We start from the raw sequence: 3,151 nt of genomic DNA on the forward strand, positions 1-3,151 counted from the left end.
AATAAAAAAAGCTCATTTTAAAAAAAAATAAAAAAATAAAAATTATAAATATTCTGAAATTTCATCTTGAATTTTTAATAATTCAGGATCATTTCTTTTTCTTGGACGAGGAACATCAACATTAATAATATCTTTAATTTCCCCACCAGATCTACCCATAACAACAATTTCATCTGCTAAATAAGTAGCCTCTGAAATATCATGAGTTACAAATATAATTGTATTATATTTACTTACTGCAGTTAAAAGTTTATCTTGTAAATCATGTTTAGTTAACATATCTAAAGCAGAAAATGGTTCATCCATAAGCACAGTTTTAGGATGGTTAATTAAAGTTCTAATAAGAGCTACTCTTTGTTTCATACCACCAGATAATTGGTATGGATATAAATCTTTAGCACTTTCTAATCCAACACCTTTAAGGTATGCTTCAACTCTTTGTTTAGATTTTTCCTCAACATCCCCTTTAACTCTTAAAGGAAACATTACATTATCAAATACAGTCATCCAAGGAAAAAGGGAGTATTGTTGGAAAATAAATCCCCTATTAGTTGAAGGTCCATTGACCAATTTACCATCCTCAAGAATTTCACCAGAACTAGGATTATCTAATCCTCCAATTAATCTAAGTAAAGTTGTTTTTCCACAACCAGAATGACCAACTAAACAAATAAACTTTTTATCTTCAAAAGTAAGGTTTAAATTATCTAAAACTGTCTTTTCTTCATTATCATTATTGTTTTTGAAAGTTTTAGTTAAATTTTTTATTTCGATTGTCAAATTAAATCCCCATTAAACATTAATTCAATAAAATACTAAATAATTATTCTAAATTTAATAGTTATAATAAATAAAAAGTAAATAAATAGCTTATTTTAAAAATAAAAAGCCAAATAATACTTTAAATTAATAATAGAATAATTAAATTTAATAATTTACCAAAATATTCTATCTTGTAATTTTCCAAAGAATGTATCAAATACAATTCCAATAATTCCAATAACTAACATACCAACTACAGTTGTACCTGGATCAAATAAGTTACTTGCTGTTAAAATCATATAACCTAAACCAGTACTTGAACCAATCATCTCTGCAGAAATTGTACACATTAATGCAATACTTACACCAACTTTAAGTCCAGAAATAATATATGGAACAGATGAAGGTAAAATAACTTTTCTTAATATAGTCATATTATCTGCACCTAATGTTTCTGCAGATTCTATTAAAATTCTTGGAGTTCTTTTTACACCATCAATTGTATAAACAAGAAGTGGGAAAACACAACCCATAAATATAATAAATACAGCAGAATTTAATCCAATTCCGAACCATAAAATTGAAAATGGAATCCAAGCAATAGGTGGAATAGGTCTTAATATACTTATCATTAAAGAGGTAAATTTATCTAAAGTTTCAGAATATCCGAAACATATACCTAATGGAATAGCTACAATAGCAGCAATAATAATACCTAAGAAAACTTTAATCAAAGTACTGATAGTGTTATTAAGTAAACGACCATTAACACAAATAGTATAAGCTGATTGGCAAACTGATACAGGACTTGGTAATATATAATTAGGTAATAATGACAAACCATCAGTTATTAAATACCAAACAATAAGAACGATTAATGGTAATATTAATGGTAATCCATATTTTTTAAAATTCAAATAAATCACTTGATAATAATAATTTTTAAATTAAAATAAATTCTACAACATATTAATTACAGAAATTTTAAAAATAATTTTTAAAAATTCTAATTAATTTACAATATTTAAATATAATTTAATTTCCAATAATTCTTTAAAATAATAATTTAAGACTTAATTAAATTATAATTAATTAATAAACATGTATTTTTAAATAATAATCTATAATCTTAAAGAAAAATAATATTAAAATTATTATTAGTAAAAATACTTTTATAATAATAAGATAGATTGAAATAATATATAAAAATAACTTTTTTTAATATAATAAAAACAATATAATTTATGAAATCCATAACTGATTTTTTGTATGAATCATTTAATCCTGAAACGAAGTTAATATTACTTAAAATTTGACCTTCGAGAGTTGCATTAGGTACTATATCACTAGGTAATAATTTAGCAGCATCATTAGGATGTTCATTAACATATTTAGTTGCATTTTCATGAATAGCTAAAATAGATTTTAATTCTTTAGGATGTTCTTTAATAAATTTATCACTAGCTACAACTACACAACATGGATGATCAGGAATGATTTCTGATGAATTTTCTAATAATTTACCATAACCTGCATTAGTTGCAATAGAAGCATATGGTTCATAAGTTACAATTGCATCTAATTTACCAGTTCTAAGAGCATCATTCATTTGAGCAACTTTCATAGCTGAAGGATTTACTTCAGAAATGTTAATGTTTTCTTTATTAAGAGCATAGTCTAAAAGCATATATTGGATAGATGCTTCACCCGGAGTTGCTACTTTTTTACCTTTTAAATCAGCAATACTGTTAATTGATGAGTTTTTAGCTACTACAATACCACTACCTTCCATTTGTGCACCAGAAATAATTTTAATAGGTACACCTTTGGAAATAGAAGATAAAGCAGGAGTTACACCAAGATAACCAATATCAATATCACTACTAGCCATAGCGGTCATTAAGTCCCCACCATTATTAAATTGTGAGGTTTCTACATTAATTCCTTGTGCTTCATATAATTTTTGAGATTGTGCAACAAATAAAGCAGAATCATGATCTGAAGGTAAGTATCCTATTTTTACAGTGATTTCATCTGGATGTGCAAAGTATACATAACCTCCAATTAAAGCAATAATTATAACAATTGCTATAATTATTCCTGCGGTTTTCTTCTCCATTAAATCACCTTTTTGTTTTTAAAAAAAAAAATAAAAATATTTTAAATAATCAAATTGTAAAAAAAATAAAAAATCACAATGATTATTATGATTATTAAAATATAATAATAAATTTTTGAACATCATATATAAACATTGTTATAAAAAAAATTATGTAAAATTATTATTACAAATAAATAAAAATTAAAGAAAAAATTTCTAAAAAATAAGGAAATTTTAATAAGAAAAAATAGAAAATTTAAAATTTAAAATAAAACACTTAAAAGAAAA

General features: G+C 24.1%; 3 protein-coding genes. All 3 read right to left on the bottom strand.

What is annotated here, in order from left to right:
* Positions 1 to 42: 42 nt before the first annotated feature.
* Positions 43 to 780: an ABC transporter ATP-binding protein gene (locus BGI41_RS07380; protein ID WP_088540036.1), complete on the bottom strand. Its 738-nt coding sequence runs from the start codon at positions 778 to 780 to the stop codon at positions 43 to 45.
* A gap of 155 nt (positions 781 to 935) precedes the next feature.
* Positions 936 to 1,679: an ABC transporter permease gene (locus BGI41_RS07385; RefSeq protein ID WP_088540038.1), complete on the bottom strand. Its 744-nt coding sequence runs from the start codon at positions 1,677 to 1,679 to the stop codon at positions 936 to 938.
* 212 nt (positions 1,680 to 1,891) lie between these two features.
* Positions 1,892 to 2,881 (bottom strand): ABC transporter substrate-binding protein, encoded by a 990-nt coding sequence (locus tag BGI41_RS07390; protein WP_088540040.1) that lies wholly within the window; start codon positions 2,879 to 2,881, stop codon positions 1,892 to 1,894.
* Positions 2,882 to 3,151: the final 270 nt, after the last annotated feature.

Source organism: Methanobrevibacter sp. 87.7 (genome assembly GCF_002208625.1).
Taxonomy (GTDB): domain Archaea; phylum Methanobacteriota; class Methanobacteria; order Methanobacteriales; family Methanobacteriaceae; genus Methanarmilla.